Genomic DNA, 18,050 nt, shown 5'->3' on the forward strand with positions numbered 1-18,050 from the left:
GTCGGCCCGCCCTGAGCTGGGCGCGCGCCCGGCACCGACCTTCGTCGCCCCCGCCGGGAACCGCCGCTCACCAGGCAGGATCGGGGCCGCGGCGCCGCCTAGACTCCGGGGTGTGTTCTACGGGGAAGGCGAAGAGGGGCGGCTGCGGGCGGCGTTCGGCAACGGGCCGGTCCAGGTGTGGAAGTGGTGGTGGGAGCGCCGCCACCGGATCGGCGACTGGTTCGTGGCCGTGTGCGCCTTCCCCTGGACCGCGCTGTTCGACATCGCGCCGAGCGGGGGGCTGGCCACCGGGTCCACCGCCGCCATGGCGCTGGCGACGGCCCTGCCCTTCCCCCTGCAGGTCGCCGCGGGGCTCGTGCTCGGACTGGTGATCCCGGCCGGGGTGTCGGTGCTGCTGGTCCTCCGCCGCAGCCGGCCCGAGTGGCTGCTGGCCGTGTCGGCCGCGCTGCTGCTGCTCCTGGGCAACCCGGTGCCGGCCATGCTGGCGCTGTACACCTACGCGTCGTGGTTCAACGACCGGCGCAGGCTGGCCACCTGGACCGCCGTGACCGTGGTCGCGGGCGGGGCCGCCTTCGCCGTGTCGGACGCCCCGAAGACCGCCTCGGTGTTCTTCCTCCTCACCGGGGTGGCGCTGCCGCTCACCCTGGGGCTGTGGGTGGGCACCCGCCGCCAGCTCATCGGCAACCTGCGCGAGCGGGCCGAGCGGCTGGAGCGCGAGCAGTACCTGATGGCCGACCGGGCCATCAACGCCGAGCGCACCCGCATCGCCCGGGAGATGCACGACGTGGTGGCGCACCGGGTCAGCATGATGGTCCTGCAGGCGGGCGGGCTGGAGGTGAACGCCTCCGACGAGCGCACGGCCGAGGTGGCGGGGCTGATCCGCACCACGGGGCGCGAGGCGCTGGGCGAGCTGCGGGAGATCCTCGGGGTGCTGCGCGACTCGGCCGACGGGTCCGGTCCGGCGCCCACGGCGCCGCAGCCGGTCCTGGCCGACCTGGGGCGGCTGGTGGGGGAGTGGCACACCGCCGGGATGAATGTGGTGTGGAGCACCCGCGGGCGGGTGCGCCCGCTGCCCGCCCAAGTGGAGCGCACCGCGTACCGCGTGGTTCAGGAGGCGCTGACCAACGCCGGGCGCCACGCACCGGGCGCGCGGGTGCAGGTCAGGGTCGACTACGGGGAGAGCGACCTGGAGGTGGCGGTGGCCAACGAGCCGCCCCCGCCGCGCACCGGGGGCGCTCCGGAGCCGCCGATGGGGGGAGGCTACGGGCTGGCGGGCCTGCACGAGCGGGTGGCGCTGGCCGACGGCACCCTGACGGCGGGGCCGTACCCGGACGGCGGATGGCAGGTGCGGGCGGTCCTCCCGCTGAGGCAGGACGAGACCCCCTCCGGTGAGGAGGGGGACCGGTGAGCCCGGCCCGTGAAGGTTCGGCGCCGGCGCAGGCGTCCGCCGTTCCCCTCGCGATGCGCTAGCGTCGCGCGTGGCAGGGGGAGCGCGCCGGGGCGCGGTGCCCGGGGGTGCAAGGCGGTGACGGGGAAGGCGGCCGATGATCCGCACGGTTCTGGTCGACGATGAGCAGCTGGTCCGCTCGGGGCTGAAGATGATCCTGGAGGCGGCCGACGACATCGAGGTCGTCGGCGAGGCCTCGGACGGCGCCGAAGCGGTCCAGGTCGCCCGCGAGACCGCCCCCGATGTCATGCTCCTGGACATCCGCATGCCCGGGGTGGACGGGCTCACCGCCGCCGCCGAGCTGGCGGAGCTGCCCACCCCTCCCCGGGTGGTGCTGCTGACCACCTTCGACCTCGACGAATACGTGCACAGGGCGCTGCGCGCCGGGGCCGTGGGGTTCCTGCTCAAGGACACCCCGCCCCGGGACCTCATCGGGGCGGTGCGCACCGTGCACGAGGGCAACGCGATGCTCGCGCCGAGCGTGACCAAGCGGATGCTGGAGCGCTTCGCCGCGCCCGTCGCCCCCGCCTCCAGCGAGGCCGAGCGGCGCCTGTCGGTGCTCAGCGACCGGGAGCGGCAGGTGCTGGTGGCCATCGCCCGGGGCATGTCCAACGCCGAGGCGGGCCGGGAGCTGGGCATGCGCGAGGCGACGGTCAAGGCGCACGTCAGCCGCATCCTGGCGAAGATGGAGATGACCAACCGGGTGCAGGCGGCCATCCTGGCCCACGACGCGGGCTGGGTCTGACCCACCCGGCCGGGGCGCGCCCGCGGCCGCCCCTGGCGCCCGCCCCCGTCACCCCTTCGGACGTGCGTGGGCCCCCGTCCGTGGGCCGGGGGCGGCCGCCTGGGCCAGCGTCGACACGGTGGCTTCCAGCGGCCCCCGCCCGACCAGCCTCCGCCACAGGAACGCGCCGATGAGCGAGGCGATGAAGAACACCTCCGCCATGTGCGCGTCGACCGCCCCGGCCAGACCCACGAAGTGGTCGGGCAACCACGCCTGCCAGGCCATGGCCAGCGCGTGCACGGCGTACACCGAGAGCGCCATCGCGCCCGCCGCGGTGAACGGCTCCAGCAGCCGGGGCAGGCGCTCGGCGGCCCACAGGCAGCCGGCAAGGATGCACGCGGCCACGCCGACGCCCCCGGCGACCTCCACGCTGGTGGAGGTGTGCGGCATGCTGGTGAGCAGCCACCGGGCGTCGTCGGTCGGGATCGAGCCGATGACCTCCTCGCGCGGGCCGAGCGCGTCGTAGAGCCCGTAGTTGTACCAGGCGTGCCAGGACACCCGGTAGGCGACGGCGGCCAGCAGGGCCCCGCCGAGGGCCAGCCGCAGCCGCACCACCCGGGAGCGCAGGTCGAGGCGGCCCACCGCGAGCCCGGCCAGCACCGCGCCCAGGTAGGCGAGGGCGGGGTAGTAGCCGTAGACGCCCAGCTCCAGCATGCCCTGGCCGAGGAGGAGGTGGGCGGGGTCCCGGCCGTTCCACGCCTCGGTGAAGGCGGACACGGCGCCGCCGGTGTCGTTGGACCGGCGCAGCAGGAACAGGAGCTGCGGCCCGGCGGCCAGGGCGGCCGCGGCGGCGGTGGCGGCCCAGCGGGCGGGCAGGCGCAGGAACGGCAGGGCCAGCAGGAAGTACAGGCCGTAGAAGGTGATGATCACCGTCAGGTTGGACTGGCCGGCGGTGATGACGGCGTGCAGGAGCCAGCCGATGACCAGCAGGCAGGCGCCGCGCACCGCCACCCGGGCGGCGGTGGTGCGGGCGCGCCGCCCCCGGTGCGGGCGGGCGCCCCCGGACGCCAGCGCCAGGGAGACACCGGCCAGGAAGGCGAACAGGATGGTGGAGCGGCCCCAGGCGTAGGTGAAGACGATCGCGGCGGTCGGCCGGTCCGCCTCCAGGAACGGAACGCCGAAGTGGATGACGAGCATGCCCGCGATGGCGAGGTAGCGGGCGAGGTCGACGCCGGTCAGCCGCCCGGGGGGCGGCGGATGGGGAGGCTCCTCGTCGGGCGGTGCCGCATCGGCGGCGGCCCGGCCGCCCGGCGGCTCCGGCCCTGGGTCCGGGCCGGGAGCCCGTCCGGGGGCCGGGACGCGGACGGCGTCCGGCACGCCGACGGCCCGGACGGGCGGCCCGTCCGGTACCGGCGGCGAGGAGAGCAGAGTCGACGCAGGCTGAGCGGGGTGCGGCTGCTTCATGGTCCTCGTGGGTGCGGGGTGAGGGAGACGAGTGTGGGGGTGTCTCCCTGTGCGTTCAGTAGTAGCAGCATGTGACCGTCGGTCTCCACTCGCCCTGCTGAGCGCCTGCCGATCGGCTCCGGCGCCCCGGCCGTGTGCGGCCGGTCGGCACCGTGGGCGGGCAAGCGCGGGCTTGCTAGCGTGGTCCGCATGTCGAATCACGCGCCCGAGATGCGGGCGTCGCACGCGGACCGCGACCGCGTCGTCGAGGTCCTGCAGGCTGCCGCGGCCGACGGCCGACTCGGCGCCGAGGAGCTCGACACCCGGGTGGAGAGGGCGCTGAACGCCCGGACGCGCGGGGAGCTGTCCGCGCTCACCGCCGACCTGCCGGCCCGGCCCGAGGCCAAGGAGGTCCTGGTGATCAGGCAGGCCGGCGGGAAGTACGTCCAGGACGGGCGGTGGCCCGTTCCGCCGCGGATCGATGTGCACACGCAGATCTGCAGGGTGACCCTCGACTTCACCCGTGCGCTGATCACGTCGAACCTGGTGCGCATCAACGCCGAGATGATGCACGGCCGCCTGCGCCTGGTCACCCCGCCCGGAACGGTGGTCGACGCCGGCGGGCTCAACCTCGCCTTCTCCAAGGCCAAGGTCGCCTCAAAGGATTTCTCCGCCGACGCGCCCCTTCACATCGAGGTCTCCGGGTCCCTTCTCCACGCCAAACTCATCGAACGCCGGGGGCGCGGCTGAAAAGCCGCGGGACGGCGATTCGTCCCCGCAGGCCTCCCAGCATCATTCCGCTTCCGATGGGCTCCGGCTCATGAAGGCCTGCGGGGAATTCGACGGCCGGGGATTCGCGGCCGGTACTTCGCGGCGGGTGCTCCGTCAGGTGACGTTTCCGGAGTAGACCCAGCCGCACCAGTCGTTGGCCCGTGTCGTGTACTGCACGCGGTACCAGACGTTGCCGTGGCTGTTCCTGGTCACCTCGTAGATGCCCAGCTGGTAGTCGGCGGGGAGGGTGAGGATCTCCCTGTAGCTGGCGGCGGGGCCCGTGCGCAGGGGTGATGTGGACTTGGTGTAGGTCACGCCGATGCGCGAACCGGAGCACGCGGCGGCGGTCCGGACGCCGTCGTCCGCCTGCGAGGCCTCGGCCGCCGAGGCCGGGGCCGTGGCGGTGAAGACCGCTCCGACGGTGAGAAGCCCAATGGCGAACGCGTGGAGACGGGACATCGCACTCTCCAATACGGAATACGGGGGACAGGTGTGCCGGGGTCGGTGCCGTTCGTACAGATGCCGTTCGTACAGGCGTCGGTGAAAGACCTTGATCGAATCGTGCGGACTCGGCCCGGGGGAGAGATCAGAGTACGGAAAACGGTAACCATCGGATTTTCGGCGGTCAACGAATTTCGACTCAGATGCAAACGACCTGCTCTGTGCGGATGAACGCGGTGCCGGGCGGCGCCCGGTCCGCCCCGCCGCCCACTGCGCCCTGCGCGCACCCGCGTCGGACGCCGTTCCCTCAGGTCACGGTCGGGTCGCGAAGGCCGGAAGGGGCGTTGACATACCGGCTGGTCGGTTCCATCGTCGGGCCAGGTGCCGGGGCGTCCCGCATCGCCCCGGCGCCCGTGGTCCCATCCCCTGCCGAGGAGGACCGGCATGTCCGCTGACCCCCCGACCACCCCCGCCTCTCCCGGGCTGGACGTCCCCCTGCGCACACGCCGGGTCGTCGCCGGTGCGGCGGCCGCCACGGCCACCGTCGAGTGGTACGAGTTCTTCGTCTTCAGCGTCGCCGCCGCCCTGGTGTTCGGCTCGCTGTTCTTCCCCGAGTTCAGTCCGGTCGCCGGGGTCCTCGCCTCCTTCGCGGCCTTCGCGGTCGGCTTCCTCGCCCGCCCCCTCGGCGGGGTGATCGGCGGCCAGCTCGGCGACACCTACGGCCGCAAACCGGTCCTGGTGTGGGCGCTGGCGGGGATGGGCGCCGCCACCACCGCCATCGGGCTGCTGCCCTCCTACGAGGCCATCGGCATCGCCGCCCCCATCGCCCTGGTGCTGCTGCGCCTGGTCCAGGGCATCGCCGTGGGCATGCAGTGGGGCGGTGCGGCCCTGCTCGCCACCGAGTACGCCCCGGAGGGCCGCCGCGGCCTCTACGGCAGCCTGGTCCAGATGGGCGTGCCGCTCGGGCTCGTCGCCGCGTACGGCGTCTACTTCGCGGTCAGCTTCGCCACCGGCGACGAGTCCTTCGCCGCCTGGGGGTGGCGGATCCCGTTCCTGCTCGGCGTCTTCGTCCTGGTCCTGGCCTGGCTGATCCACCGCAACGTCGAGGAGACCCCCGATTTCCGCCGCGCCGCCGCCGAGCGGCAAGAACGGGGCTCGCCCCTGCGCGACGTCCTGCGCTCCCACAAGGCCACGGTGCTGCTGGCGGCGGGCAGTTTCGCGGTCAACACCGCTACGTTCTACATCTTGATCACCGGGATCCTGGACTACGCGACCCGCGAGCTCGGTCTGGCCCGGGAGGCCGTGCTCGCCGTCGCCCTCGGGCTGAGCCTGTTCCAGCTGCCGCTGATGCCGATCGCCGCGTCGGTGTCCGACCGGATCGGGCGCATCCGCGTCTACACCTTCGGGATCGTCGGGCTCTGCCTGTGGGCGGTGCCGCTCTTCCTCCTCGTCGACACCGGCGACATCCTGCTCATGGCCGTCGGGATGTTCGTCGCGGGGGTCTTCCTGAGCGTCATGTACGCCCCGCAGGCCGCCCTGTTCGCCGAGCTGTTCTCGGCCGAGGTGCGCTACACCGGCGCCTCGCTCGGCTACCAGATCGCCTCGGTGGTCGGCGGCGGGTTCGCCCCGTTCGCGATGGTGGCCCTGCTCAGCGTGGCGGGAACGTCCATGGCGGTCTCGGCCTACCTCATCGCACTGGGTCTGGTGGCCCTGCTGTCGGTCGGCCTCCTGGTCCGCGGCCGCCGAGCCCGCGAGAAGGCCGGCGCCGAAGGGTGACGGGCGAGTGGACCGGCCGCCACGGCACAGGCCGGTCCACTCCCGGATCCGGTCGGGCCCCGGCCTCCAGGTCTCACACGCTGTAGCGTCTCCACTTCCGTGCACCCGCCTCCGACCGGGGCGCGGGATCGGCATTCACGGCTGGGGCAGGTCTTTCACTGCTGCAGGCCCCGGGCCGTCGGGGCGGAGGGCGCTCAGGAGCAGGTCCGCGTAGTGGTCGCCGATCTCGGTGGGGGCCAGTTCGCCGTCGGGGCGGTACCAGGTGCTCAGGTGGTGCACCGACCCGAAGTAGAAGTCGACCACGATGTCGGCGGGCACCCGGTCGGTGAACACGCCCTCGCGCTGCCCCTCGGTGATCAGGGAGCGGAACAGCTCGTGGTAGGTCCGGCGCTGCGACCGCACCTCGCGTTGCTTGCCCTCGCTGAGCTGGTGCAGGGAGCGGAAGAAGATCGTCGCGTCGTCCAGGTTGGCGATGGTCGTCACCACCACGTCGGCCGCCGCGCGGCGCACCCGCTCGGACACGGGGCCGCCCTCGGCGGCGATCGCCTCCAGGCGCTCCATCTGCATGCGCAGGACGCGGGCGTAGACCTCCGCCAGCAGGTCGTCCTTGGAGTCGAAGTAGTGGTACATCGCGCCCTTGGTGACCCGGGCGGTCTCCACGATCTCCTGCACCGAGGTGCGGTCGAACCCCTTGTCGGCGAACAGGCGGGTGGCCACCGCCAGCAGCCGCTGCGGGACCGGGTTGTCGGGTGAGGCGGCGGCGATCAGCGCGGTGTCGGGCGCGGTCGCGGTCGGCTTGGCCCGACCGCCGCGGGTACGCACGGCCACGGCACGGCCTTTCTGTCGGGGGCGCGGACCGGGTGGTCCGGCGGGCTGGTGGGCCTCGGGAAGGCCTGGGAACACAATAGACCGGTTGGCCTGTTACCGGCCGGTCTCTTCGGTGGGATCCCTCACCGGGGGAGGACGGCGGAGGGGGCCGGTACCCGCTCCGGAGCGGGCACCGGCCCCGCGGTCCCACGCCTCGCGGTCAGCCCACGTGGTGTACCGCCGGACGGCTCTCGTGGTGCAGGCGGTCCAGCGCCGTCACGTAGTACGTCCGGTCGCCGCCGCCCTCCGGGTCGGTGAACACCGTCTTCCCGCCGCCGGACGCACGCACGGTCCCGATCATGTTCCTCGGGTCCTTGAGGCCGCACCACCGGTCGTCCGGGTCCGGCCCCCCGTCGAACCGGTAGACGGCGAAGTAGGCCGCCGGGGTGCGCCGGTGCGGGCGGATCGTCAGCTCGGTGCCGCCCTCACCGGCCTCGGCACCCACCACGTGCGGCCGCCACGGCGCACGGCCGCCCAGGTCCTCCTTGACCGGGATCAGCGCGGGAGACGAGTAGTGGTCCTCGACCACCGCCTCCATCGCCTCGCTCGCGTTGGTCCGCAGCGAGGTCGCGCTGAAGTACACGTCCCCGGCGACGTTCGGGTACCGCCGGTTGAGGTCCAGGTGGCGGGAGAGCTCCTGCGGGTCGGACCAGGCGCCGTCGTTGCCGGCCTTGTACGCCGCCTGCCCGATGTACAGGTGCACCCCGGTGCCCTCGACCGTCTCGGCCCACCAGGGCACCAGCTTCGCGTAGTCGGCCACCGGCAGCCCGATCTCCCAGTACACCTGCGGGTTGATGTAGTCCACCCAGCCCTCGCGGACCCACGTGCGGCTGTCGGCGAAGATGCCGCTGTAGGACTCGAACCCGGAGGTGTCCGAGCCGTCGGGGTCGCTGGAGGCGTTGCGCCAGATCCCGAACGGGCTGATGCCGAACTTCACGTGCGGCTTGGCCGCGTGGACCGCCTCGCCCATCTCCTCGACCAGCCGGTTCACGTTGTCGCGCCGCCAGTCTCCGATGTCGTCGAAGCCGCCCCCGTACTCGGCGAAGGTGTCCCCGTCCGGGATCTCCTGGCCGCCGGAGGGATAGGGGTAGAAGTAGTCGTCGAAGTGGACGCCGTCCATGTCGTAGCCCTCGACCGCGTCCATCATGGCCTCGATGACGAACGCGCGGACCTCGGGCACGCCCGGGTCGTAGTACAGGCGCCCGCCGTAGGAGAACACCCAGTCCGGGTTCCGCCGCGCCGGGTGGTCCTCGGTCAGCCGCCCGGGGTCGTCGTGCATGGCCACCCGGTAGGGGTTGAACCAGCCGTGGAACTCCAGGTTGCGCGCGTGCGCCTGGTCCACGGCATAGGCGAGCGGGTCGTAGCCGGGGTCGCGCCCCTGCTCGCCGGTCAGCCATTCGGACCAGGGCTCGTGCGGGGAGGGCCAGAACGCGTCGGCGGTCGGCCGGATCTGCACGAACACGGCGTTGAGCCCATTGGCCTGGGCCTCGTCGTAGAGCGCGTCGAGCTCGTCGCGCTGCTCCTTCGGGCTGAGGCCGGGCTCGCTGGGCCAGTCGATGTTGACGACGCTCGCGATCCACTCGGCGCGCATCCGGCGCTTGGGCGGGGCGTCGGCGGGGGGTTCGCATCCGGCTCCGGGCCGTCCGGCGCCCTCGGCGCCCTCGGAGCGGCCGGGGGAGGCCGACGCCGGGGGCGCGGCCGTGAGCGCTGCGGTCAGGAGGAAGGCGAGCACGCCGCACACGGCGGCGGTTCGGGGGATGGGGGCCGCGGCCGCGTCGCGGGGCGACGGGCGGGCGGTCCGGTCGGGGCGGGCCAACGGGGGCTCCTTCCGCTCAGCGATATGTGCAGAGTGTAGTGAATTCACTACACACCGTGCGTGAGGTCGGGCGCCGCCCCTCGTGCGTGTCCGGCGCGGGGGAGACGCCGCGACTCCCTGTCGAACAGGGGTTAGTAAGAAACCTTCATGATCGGGCCCGCGAATGCAATCCTTCTTCGGCAGGTCGGGGCGGGTGGGGCGGGAGGGGGAGGCGAGGCGCCGGGGGAGCGGCCCAGGCGACAGACCAAGTGGTATGTTGGTTCGCCGACCGCCCACCACCGAACGAGGAGCACGCGTGGACGACCGCGGCACGCCCCCACCCGGCCTGGACCCCGAACGCCTCCGCGCGCACCTGGACGCCGAGCGCCCGGGCCTGGCGGCCGGCCCGCTGACCGCGCGGCTCATCGCCGGGGGCCGCTCCAACCTCACCTACGAGGTCACCGACGGCGCCCGCAGCCTCGTCGTACGCCGCCCCCCGCTCGGCCACGTCCTGCCCACCGCCCACGACATGGCCCGCGAGCACCGCGTCATCAGCGCCCTGGCCCCCACCCCCGTGCCGGTCCCGCGCACCGAACTGCTGTGCACCGACACCGACGTGCTCGGCGCGCCCTTCTACGTCATGGAGTACGTGGAGGGCACCCCCTACCGCACCTCCGGCCAGCTGGCGGAGCTGGGCCCAGAGCGCACCCGGGCCGTCGTGCTCGACCTGGTCGACACCCTCGTGGCCCTGCACGCCGTCGACCCCGCCGGGGTCGGCCTGGAGGACTTCGGCCGCCCCGACGGGTTCCTGGAGCGCCAGGTCCGCCGCTGGGGCAAGCAGCTCGACGCCTCCCGCAGCCGCGACCTGCCCGGCGTCGAGGAGCTGCGCGACGGCCTGGCCGCACGCATCCCCGCCTCACCCGCCCCCGCGGTCGTGCACGGGGACTACCGGCTGGACAACGTCCTGGTGGCCTCCGGGGGCGGCGCCGACCGCATCACCGCCGTCCTGGACTGGGAGATGTCCACCCTCGGCGACCCGCTCACCGACCTGGCGCTGATCGCCGTCTACAGCGGCGCCGAGGTGCCCTCGGTGCCGGGCGTGGGCGACGCCGCGGCCGCCGAGGGCTTCCCCGCCGTCGACGAGCTGGTGGCCCGGTACGCCGAGCGCTCCGGACGGGACCTGTCCGACTTCGACTGGTACGTCTCCTTCGCCTTCTTCAAGCTCGCGGTGATCCTGGAGGGCATCCACTTCCGCTACACCCAGGGCAAGACCGTCGGAGGGGACTTCGCGCACATCGGCGACGCCGTCCCCGGCCTGGTCGGCGCCGGGCTCAAGCGCCTGGGCGCGGGCTGACCACCCGCGCCCCCGCGCCCGCCGCCGCGCCCGCCCCGGCCCCGGCCAGGCGGGCGCGGTCGTTCGGGGCCGCGAAGTCGGGCAGCGGCCCCGCGGGCACGATCCGCCGCGGGTTCAGCGCCCCGTGGGTGATGTAGTAGTGCCGCCGGATGTGGTCGAAGTCGGTGGTGGTGCCGAAGGCCGGCTCGGCGTACAGGTCCCGCGCGTACCCCCACAGGTTCGGGTAGTCCTGCAACCGCCTCAGGTTGGCCTTGAAGTGGGTGCCGTAGACGGTGTCGAAGCGCGCCAGCGTCGGCCACAGCCGCACGTCGGCCATGGTGATCCGGTCCCCGGCCAGGTAGCGCCGGTGCGACAGCCGCTCCTCCAGGCCGTCGAGCGCCTCGAACAGCGCCGCCACCGCCTCGTCGTAGGCCTCCTGCGAAGGGGCGAAGCCGCACTTGTACACGCCGTTGTTCACGGCGGCGTACAGATGGCGGTCGAGCGCGTCGATCTCCTCCCTCAGGCCCGCCGGGTAGAGGTCGGCGCGGTTGCGCGCCCAGGCGTTGAAGCAGGCGTTCAGGTCCAGCGCGATCTCGTCGAACCGGTTGGAGACGATGCGCCGGGTGTCGGTGTCCCACAGCACCGGCACCGACACGTGCCCCTCGTACCCGGGCTCGGTGCCCTCGTACAGGTCGCGCAGCAGCGCGAAGTGCCCGACGGTGTCCGGGCCGTGCCCCGGCCCCTCGCGGAAGGCCCACCCCCGGCCGTCCCGGACCGGGTCGACGACGGCGACCGAGACCGCGTCCTCCAGCCCCTTGAGCGCGCGCACGATGAGCGTGCGGTGCGCCCACGGGCAGGCGTAGGACACGTACAGGCGGTAGCGCCCCGCCTCGGCGGGGAAGCGCTCGGACCCGATCCGGCCGCCGAAGCGGTACGCAGGGCGCTCGAACGCGGCGCCCTTGGGGGTGGTCAGGGAGCTTCCGTAGTCGCCGTAGCGGGCGAAGTCGACGGGGGCAGCGGTCGTGACGGTCGTCATGGTGGTCCTCCCCGGGAACTCCAAGGCTCCGACCGGTGGCCGGCACCGGTGCGCGCGCCAGTCCCCCCATACCCGCTCTCCGCTGCGGCGACGCCGCGGGGACGCCCGGTACCCGCCCCGGGGCCGGGCCGGAACGGGCCCCCGGGCACGGCGGCGGGGGCCGCGGCGCCCGCGGTTCATGTACCGGGCGGTAGCTCGATACTCTGCTGTCCGTTCTGACATGGTCTTACCGCGCTCAGCAGCGCGTACGGAGGTGCCCTTACATGTCCCGCTCGGCACTGGTCACCGGCGGCAGCCGGGGGATCGGCCTGGCCATCGCCCGTGAGCTCGCCGCCGCCGGGGACGACGTCGCCGTGACCTACCGGTCCGGTGAGCCGCCGGAAGGGCTGCTCGGCGTCCCCTGCGACATCACCGACACCGCCCAGGTCGACTCCGCCTTCAAGCGCGTCGAGGAGGAGCAGGGCCCGGTCGAGGTCCTGGTGGCCAACGCCGGAATCACCAAGGACCAGCTCCTCGCGCTGATGAGCGAGGACGACTTCTCCTCGGTCCTGGACACCAACCTGACCGGCACCTTCCGCGTCGCCAAGCGCGCCGTGCGCGGCATGATGCGCAAGCGCACCGGCCGGATCGTCCTGATCTCCTCGGTGGTGGGCCTGCTCGGCTCGGGCGGGCAGGCCAACTACGCCGCCTCCAAGGCCGGCCTCGTCGGCTTCGGCCGCTCCCTGGCGCGCGAGCTCGGCTCCCGCAACATCACCGTCAACGTGGTCGCCCCCGGGTTCATCGAGACCGACATGACCGCGGCCCTGCCCGAGGAGCGCCAGGCCGAGATCAAGAAGAGCGTGCCGCTGGGCCGCTACGGCTCCACCGAGGAGATCGCCAAGGCCGTCCGCTTCCTGGCCTCCGAGGACGCCGCCTACATCACCGGCGCGGTCATCCCGGTCGACGGCGGCCTGGGCATGGGCCACTAGGCCCTGCCCGGCCGCACGCACGAACACCTGACAAGGACTCTCATGGGAATTCTCGAAGGCAAGCGCATCCTGGTCACCGGGGTGATCACGGACTCCTCGATCGCCTACCACGTCGCCCGGCTGTGCCAGGAGCAGGGCGCCACCGTCGTGCTCACCGGCTACGGCCGGCTCAGCCTGGTCGAGCGCATCGCCCAGCGCCTGCCCGACGCTCCGCCGGTGCTGGAGCTCGACGTCACCGACGAGGGGCACCTGTCCAGCCTCGCCGACCGGGTGCGCGAGCACGTGGACGGGCTCGACGGCGTCGTGCACGCCATCGGCTTCACCCCGCAGTCCGGGCTGGGCGGCAACTTCCTCAACACCCCGTGGGAGGACGTGGCCAACGCGATGCACACCTCCGCCTACTCCCTCAAGGCGCTCACCACCGCGGTGCTGCCGCTGATGAAGGACGGCGGGTCCGTCGTGGCCATGGACTTCGACAACAGCGTGTCCTACCCCATCTACGACTGGATGGGCGTGGCCAAGTCGGCGCTCACCTCCACCGCCCGCTACCTGGCCCGCTACCTGGGCGAGCACAGGGTGCGGGTGAACCTGGTCTCGGCCGGCCCGCTGCGCACCATGGCCGCGCGCAGCATCCCCGGCTTCGACGAGCTGGCCTCGCACTGGCCCGAGCGCGCCCCGCTGGGCTGGGACACCACCGACCCCGAGCCGGCCGCCCGCGCGGTGGTGGGCCTGCTGTCGGACTGGTTCCCCGCCACCACCGGCGAGATCGTGCACGTCGACGGCGGGTTCCACTCCACCGGGGCCTGACGCGCCGCCCCCGGCGTAGCCTGGGACGAGGCGGACTTCCGCACGGTGGGCGCCCCTCTGCGGAGGGGTGCCCACCGCCGCTTTCGCGGCCCCCGACGGCGCCGCGGGACGACGAGGGGACGAGGAGAGGACACATGGATCTGGGACTCAAGGGCGCCCGCGCCGTGGTGACCGGCGCCAGCCGGGGCATCGGCCGCGCCATCGCGCGGGTCCTCGCCGAGGAGGGGGCCGACCTGGCGGTGTGCGCGCGCTCGGCCGGGCCGCTGGCCGAGGCCGCCGAGGAGCTGCGCGCCACCGGCGCCACCGTGGTCGAGGGCGCGGTCGACGTGGCCGACACCGGCGCCCTGCGCGCCTTCCTGGACCGGGCCGCCGACGGGCTCGGCGGCATCGACGTGCTCGTGTCCAACGTCTCGGCGGGCGGTTCGGCCGACTGGGAGACGGGCTTCGCCACCGACGTGATGCCGTTCGTGACCATGGCCGAGCACGCCCGCCCGCACCTCGCGGCCTCCGAGCGCGGCGGGTCGGTGGTACTGGTGTCCACCACCTCGGCCCTGCACGGCGGCCCGCCGTCGGGGCCGAACGCCTACGGCGCCCTGAAGGCCGCCCTCAACCACCACGCCGCCACGCTCGCGCGCACCCTGCCCGCCGAGGGCATCCGGGTGAACACGGTCTCCCCGGGGCCGATCGAGTTCCCCGGCGGGAGCTGGGCGCGGCGCAGGGAGAACACCCCCGACTTCTACGCCTCCATCCGCGACGCGATCCCGATGGGGCGCCTGGGCGCCCCCGAGGAGGTGGCGCGCGCGGTGGCGTTCCTGGCGAGCCCGGCCTCGTCCTTCACCTCCGGGGCCAACCTGGTGGTGGACGGGGGGTTCCTGGACCGGGTGTGACCGCACGGGGCCGCGGCCCGGCCGCCCCGCCCCCGTGCGGAAAGCGGGGGGCGGCCGCGCCGCGGCCGGTCAGGCGAGCCCCAGCTCCCGGGCGGCCCACTCGCGGAGCTCGACCTTGCGGACCTTGCCGCTGACGGTCATGGGGAAGGACTCCACGGCCCGCACGTAGCGCGGGACCTTGTAGTGGGCCAGCCGCCCCTCGCAGAAGGCGGCGATCTCCTCCCGCGTGGGCGGGTCGGCGGGGTCGGCCGGCAGCACGCACGCCGCCAGCTCCTCGCCGTACTTGGCGTCGGGGACGCCCACCACCTGCACATCGGCCACCTTGGGGTGGGTGTGCAGGAACTCCTCGATCTCGCGCGGGTAGACGTTCTCCCCGCCGCGGATCACCATGTCCTTGATCCGCCCGACGATGGACACGTAGCCGTCCTCGCGCATCACCGCCAGGTCGCCGGTGTGCATCCAGCGGGCGGAGTCGATCACCTCGGCGGTGCGCCCGGGCTCGTCCCAGTAGCCCAGCATCACCGAGTAGCCGCGGGTGCACAGCTCCCCGGCCTCGCCGCGCGGCAGCACGGTGCCGGTGGCCGGGTCCACCACCTTCACCTCCACGTGCGGCATCACCCGGCCGACCGTCCCGGTGCGGCGCTCCAAGTCGTCGTCGACCCGGGTCTGGGTGGACACCGGCGAGGTCTCGGTCATGCCGTAGCAGATGGCCACCTCGGACATGTGCATCTCCGCCACCACCCGCTTCATGATCTCCACCGGGCAGGGGGAGCCGGCCATGATGCCGGTGCGCAGGCTCGACAGGTCGTGCTCGGCGAAGGAGGGGTGGCCCAGCTCGGCGACGAACATGGTGGGCACCCCGTACAGCGAGGTGGCGCGCTCGGCCGCGACCGCCGACAGCGTCGCCGCCGGGTCGAAGGCCGGGGCCGGGATGATCGTGCAGGCCCCGTGGCTGGTCGCCGCCAGGTTGCCCATGACCATGCCGAAGCAGTGGTAGAAGGGCACCGGCAGGCAGATCCGGTCGTGCTCGGTGTAGCCCAGCAGCTCGCCGACGAAGTAGCCGTTGTTGACGATGTTGTGGTGGGAGAGCGTCGCGCCCTTCGGGAATCCGGTGGTGCCCGAGGTGTACTGGATGTTGATCGGGTCGTCGGCGGACAGCCCGGCGGAGCGCTCGGCCAGCTCCTGCGGGGCCACGTGGTCGGCCCCGTTCAGCAGCTCGTCCCACGAGGGGTCGTCGAAGAAGACGAGTTCGCGCAGCGACGGGGCGGAGCCGCGCGCCTCCTCGGCCATGGCCCTGTAGTCGCTGCCCTTGTGCTCCTGGGCCGACACCAGCATGCGCACGCCCGCCTGGCGCAGCACGAACTCCAGCTCGCTGCGCCGGTAGGCCGGGTTGATGTTGACCAGCACCGCGCCGACCTTGGCGGTGGCGTACTGCACCAGGGTCCACTCGGCGCGGTTGGGCGCCCAGATGCCCACCCGCTCTCCCACGGCCACCCCGGCGGCGATCAGCGCGCGGGCGGCGCGGTCCACCTGGGCACCGAACTCGGCGTAGGTCCAGCGCAGGCCCTGGGCGACGTCGACCACCGCCTCCCGGTCGGGGTGGGCGGCGACCGCGCGGTCGAGGTTCTCCCCGATGGTGTCGCCCAACAGCGGGGTCCGCGATATCCCGCAGGCATAGGACTTCGACATGCTGCGCTCCTCCAACGCGTTCGCCGTGCCGTGCGCTTCCACGGCCGACCGCCACGATGGTGCTCCATGTGAGGCAGGTCTCAGTACCCCCGAACGGGGGTATGGCGGGGCCGGTGCCGCGGGCCTTTGCGCACCGGGGCGTGATCGTGTTGCATGTGACCCACCTCTCGAACCACTCGAAGACCGACGGCCCCTGGACGGCCCTTTGGGACGGCACCCCCTTGGAGGACGCCATGAGGTCCCACTCCGACCGCGACGCCACCGCCGAGATCGGCTCCGCCCTGCCCGGCCTGCGCCGCGCCAGCGGCCTGCCGGTGGTGTTCGGGGGAGCGGCGCGCGCCAGTGAGCGCGTGCACTACACCGAGCTGTTCGGGGCCGGGACCGACGCGATCCGCGGGCTGGTCGTCCGACCGGGGCGCGGACTGGGCGGCAAGGCGGCGGCGCTGCGGCGCCCGCTGTGGGTCCCCGACTACCTGCACGCCGAGCAGATCAGCCACGACTACGACGCGGCGGTGCGCGCCGAGGGCCTCAAGGCGCTGGTGGCGACCCCCATCGTGGTCGGCGGCCGCACCCGCGGCGTGCTGCTCGGCGGGCTCCGCCGGTCGCTGACCCTGGGGGACCGTACGGTCGCCGCCTTCGAGGAGGCGGCGCGCGAGGCGGGCCAGCGCATCGCCGTCCGGGACGAGGCGCGCCGCCGTGCCGCCGAGGCCGAGCGCGCGCGGGCGGCCGCCGACGAGCCCGGCCCGGGATCGCCCCGGTGGGCGGAGGTGCGGGCGCTCAACGCCGAGCTGCGGTCGCTGGCCGCCGACGTGGACGATGAGCAGATGCGGGAGCGGCTGCTGGAGGTCTGCGCCCGCATGGACGCGGCGGCGTCCGCGGGCACCCGCCCGGACGCCCCGCACCTGGCCCCGCGCGAGATCGACGTGCTGGCGTGCGTGGCCGAAGGGTGCACGAACGCCGACGCCGCACAGCGGCTGGGGCTGCGCCCGGAGACGGTCAAGGCCTACCTGCGCACCGCCATGCGCAGGCTGGAGGCGCACACCCGGGTGGAGGCCGTGACGGAGGCGAGGAGGTACGGCCTCCTGGTGTGACCCCGGCTCCCGGCGTGACCCCGGGCGCGCTCCCAGGCACCCCTGATGTCATAGCGAAGCCTTGCCTAAGTTAGGCTTGCCCGCGTTGACCAGTGCCGGAGGAGAGGGCAGGCATGACCGTCCCGTTGCGCGCCGAGGGCGTGGAACTCGCCCACGGGGGCGCACCGATCTGCCGGGATGTCACCCTGGAGCTCGCCCGCGCCGAGGTGACCGCGCTCGTCGGCCCCAACGGGTCGGGCAAGTCGACCCTCCTGCGCACCCTGGCCCGGCTGCACCGCCCCGAGAGCGGGCGGGTGCTGCTGGAGGGCGCCGACATCGCCTCCTACTCCCCGCGCGGGCTCGCCCGGAACCTGGCGTTCCTCACCCAGACCCCGACCGTGCCCTCCGGCATCACCGTCGCCGAGCTCGCCGCCTACGGCCGCCACCCGCACCGGGGCCTGCTCACCGGCCGGTCCGGCAGCAAGGACCGGGACGCCGTCGCCTGGGCCCTGGAGGCCACCGGCACCGGGCCGCTGCGCGACCGCCAGATCGACCACCTGTCCGGGGGCGAGCGCCAGCGGGCCTGGATCGCCATGGCGCTGGCGCAGCGCGCCCCCGTCCTGCTCCTCGACGAGCCCACCACCTACCTGGACATCCGCTACCAGGTGGAGGTGCTCCGCCTGGTGCGCTCGCTCGCCGACGACCACGGCATCACCGTCGCCGTGGTCCTGCACGACCTCAACCAGGCGGCGGCCTTCGCCGACACCATGGCCGTGCTCGCCGGGGGCCGGATCATCGCCGACGGGCGCCCCGCCGACGTGCTCACCGAGGACGTCGTCCGGACCGCCTTCGGCATCGACACCACCGTCATCTCCGACCCGGACACCGGGCTGCCCACATGCCTGCCCTACCGGCGCGACGGGGAGCCCGCACCGGTCCCCGGTGCCGCCACCGGTGCCGGGCACGCCGCGGACCACTGACCCGGCCGGCCGCACT

16 protein-coding genes are annotated in these 18,050 nt (G+C 73.7%); 10 read left to right on the forward strand and 6 right to left on the reverse strand.

The annotated features are described in order from the left end of the window. The first annotated feature begins 112 nt into the window (after positions 1-112). Together O4J56_RS14355 and O4J56_RS14360 are read left to right on the forward strand one after the other, a co-directional pair. Positions 113-1,408, forward strand: a complete 1,296-nt coding sequence (locus tag O4J56_RS14355; protein ID WP_270686274.1) for a sensor histidine kinase — start codon at positions 113-115, stop codon at positions 1,406-1,408. A 136-nt stretch (positions 1,409-1,544) separates the two neighbouring features. Continuing rightward, the gene (locus tag O4J56_RS14360) at positions 1,545-2,192 is read left to right on the forward strand and encodes a response regulator (protein WP_270686275.1); all 648 of its coding nucleotides are present in this window, start codon (positions 1,545-1,547) and stop codon (positions 2,190-2,192) included. Between the two features lie 48 nt (positions 2,193-2,240). On the opposite strand, the gene O4J56_RS14365 is transcribed toward O4J56_RS14360, so the two are convergent. After that, complete coding sequence (locus O4J56_RS14365) at positions 2,241-3,635, reverse strand: heparan-alpha-glucosaminide N-acetyltransferase domain-containing protein (protein WP_270686276.1); 1,395 nt, start codon at positions 3,633-3,635, stop codon at positions 2,241-2,243. A 189-nt stretch (positions 3,636-3,824) separates the two neighbouring features. Here O4J56_RS14365 and O4J56_RS14370 point away from each other — a divergent pair, with 189 nt between their 5' ends. Then, the gene (locus O4J56_RS14370) at positions 3,825-4,364 is read left to right on the forward strand and encodes a DUF1707 SHOCT-like domain-containing protein (protein WP_270686277.1); all 540 of its coding nucleotides are present in this window, start codon (positions 3,825-3,827) and stop codon (positions 4,362-4,364) included. A 135-nt stretch (positions 4,365-4,499) separates the two neighbouring features. On the opposite strand, the gene O4J56_RS14375 is transcribed toward O4J56_RS14370, so the two are convergent. Then, positions 4,500-4,844 (reverse strand): SH3 domain-containing protein, encoded by a 345-nt coding sequence (locus O4J56_RS14375; RefSeq protein ID WP_270686278.1) that lies wholly within the window; start codon positions 4,842-4,844, stop codon positions 4,500-4,502. Positions 4,845-5,270: 426 nt separating this feature from the next. On the opposite strand from O4J56_RS14375, the gene O4J56_RS14380 reads away from it, so the two are divergent. Beyond that, a complete protein-coding gene (locus O4J56_RS14380) occupies positions 5,271-6,602 on the forward strand; it encodes an MFS transporter (RefSeq protein WP_270686279.1) in 1,332 nt (443 codons plus the stop codon). A gap of 135 nt (positions 6,603-6,737) precedes the next feature. Here the strand turns inward: O4J56_RS14380 and O4J56_RS14385 are convergent, their stop codons facing one another. Beyond that, on the reverse strand, positions 6,738-7,430 hold the full coding sequence (locus O4J56_RS14385) for a TetR/AcrR family transcriptional regulator (RefSeq protein ID WP_270686280.1): 693 nt from the start codon (positions 7,428-7,430) through the stop codon (positions 6,738-6,740). A gap of 199 nt (positions 7,431-7,629) precedes the next feature. After that, positions 7,630-9,285, reverse strand: a complete 1,656-nt coding sequence (locus O4J56_RS14390) for a glycoside hydrolase family 10 protein (protein WP_270686281.1) — start codon at positions 9,283-9,285, stop codon at positions 7,630-7,632. A gap of 295 nt (positions 9,286-9,580) precedes the next feature. Here O4J56_RS14390 and O4J56_RS14395 point away from each other — a divergent pair, with 295 nt between their 5' ends. Next, on the forward strand, positions 9,581-10,618 hold the full coding sequence (locus tag O4J56_RS14395; RefSeq protein WP_270686282.1) for a phosphotransferase family protein: 1,038 nt from the start codon (positions 9,581-9,583) through the stop codon (positions 10,616-10,618). Here the strand turns inward: O4J56_RS14395 and O4J56_RS14400 are convergent. Continuing rightward, complete coding sequence (locus O4J56_RS14400; protein WP_270686283.1) at positions 10,596-11,633, reverse strand: glutathione S-transferase family protein; 1,038 nt, start codon at positions 11,631-11,633, stop codon at positions 10,596-10,598. The genes O4J56_RS14395 and O4J56_RS14400 overlap by 23 nt on opposite strands. Before the next feature lie 263 nt (positions 11,634-11,896). Here O4J56_RS14400 and fabG point away from each other — a divergent pair, with 263 nt between their 5' ends. The 3 genes from fabG (at position 11,897) to O4J56_RS14415 (ending at position 14,295) form a co-directional block, all read left to right on the forward strand. Further along, complete coding sequence (gene fabG / locus O4J56_RS14405; RefSeq protein WP_270686284.1) at positions 11,897-12,601, forward strand: 3-oxoacyl-[acyl-carrier-protein] reductase; 705 nt, start codon at positions 11,897-11,899, stop codon at positions 12,599-12,601. Between the two features lie 42 nt (positions 12,602-12,643). Next, entirely contained in the window at positions 12,644-13,408 is a 765-nt protein-coding gene (gene fabI / locus O4J56_RS14410; RefSeq protein WP_270686285.1) for an enoyl-ACP reductase FabI, read from the forward strand. Between the two features lie 134 nt (positions 13,409-13,542). Then, positions 13,543-14,295 (forward strand): SDR family NAD(P)-dependent oxidoreductase, encoded by a 753-nt coding sequence (locus O4J56_RS14415; RefSeq protein ID WP_270686286.1) that lies wholly within the window; start codon positions 13,543-13,545, stop codon positions 14,293-14,295. 69 nt (positions 14,296-14,364) lie between these two features. On the opposite strand, the gene O4J56_RS14420 is transcribed toward O4J56_RS14415, so the two are convergent. Further along, complete coding sequence (locus tag O4J56_RS14420; RefSeq protein WP_270686287.1) at positions 14,365-15,984, reverse strand: AMP-binding protein; 1,620 nt, start codon at positions 15,982-15,984, stop codon at positions 14,365-14,367. A 233-nt stretch (positions 15,985-16,217) separates the two neighbouring features. On the opposite strand from O4J56_RS14420, the gene O4J56_RS14425 reads away from it, so the two are divergent. Then, positions 16,218-17,075: a helix-turn-helix transcriptional regulator gene (locus tag O4J56_RS14425; RefSeq protein WP_408639119.1), complete on the forward strand. Its 858-nt coding sequence runs from the start codon at positions 16,218-16,220 to the stop codon at positions 17,073-17,075. Positions 17,076-17,188: 113 nt separating this feature from the next. Next, positions 17,189-18,034, forward strand: a complete 846-nt coding sequence (locus tag O4J56_RS14430) for an ABC transporter ATP-binding protein (protein ID WP_270686289.1) — start codon at positions 17,189-17,191, stop codon at positions 18,032-18,034. Positions 18,035-18,050: the final 16 nt, after the last annotated feature.

Source organism: Nocardiopsis endophytica, assembly GCF_027706725.1.
Lineage (GTDB): Bacteria > Actinomycetota > Actinomycetes > Streptosporangiales > Streptosporangiaceae > Nocardiopsis_A > Nocardiopsis_A endophytica.